Origin of the sequence: Pseudomonas sp. K5002 (assembly GCF_013386655.1) — a bacterium.
In the GTDB taxonomy this organism is placed as follows: Bacteria; Pseudomonadota; Gammaproteobacteria; order Pseudomonadales; family Pseudomonadaceae; genus Aquipseudomonas.
Genome location: NZ_JACARK010001611.1, coordinates 1 through 510 on the forward strand (window position 1 = coordinate 1; position 510 = coordinate 510).

Genomic DNA, 510 nt, shown 5'->3' on the forward strand with positions numbered 1-510 from the left:
CGGGCGATTGCCAGCAACCCCAAAGTGATTATCTGCGACGAGCCGGTGTCGGCGCTGGACGTGTCGGTGCAGGCCCAGGTCCTGGATCTGCTGGCCGACCTGCAAGCCTCGCTGGGCCTGGCCTACCTGTTTATCTCCCACGACCTGGGGGTGATTCGCCACGTCAGCGACGAAGTGTTGGTGATGCGCCACGGCCAGGTGGTGGAAAGCGCCAGCGTCGAGACGTTGTTTGAATCGCCCCAGCACGAATACACCCGGCGCCTGCTGGGCGCGGTGCCACGCCTGCCAGGCAGCGGCAAGCAGTTGGTGGTGCCGGCCCTGGAGCCGGAAAACCCCGGCTGGCTGTTTGATGAATCGCGCCTGTGGAAAATCGCCATCTAGACCTGAATCAAGGAAGTGCCATGAGCAAGTTGTCTGCTGTACCCACGCCGCCGGTTGTAACGGTGGCCGAACTGAACGCCCGCGCCGACCGCATCCTGCCGCAGATTGCCGCCGGCGCTGCGCAACGTG

At 64.5% G+C, this 510-nt stretch carries 1 pseudogene; it reads left to right on the top strand.

From position 1 onward, the window contains the following. Nucleotides 1-381: pseudogene (locus tag HX846_RS38260) on the top strand (ABC transporter ATP-binding protein); the annotation flags it as partial. Nucleotides 382-510 lie beyond the last annotated feature (129 nt).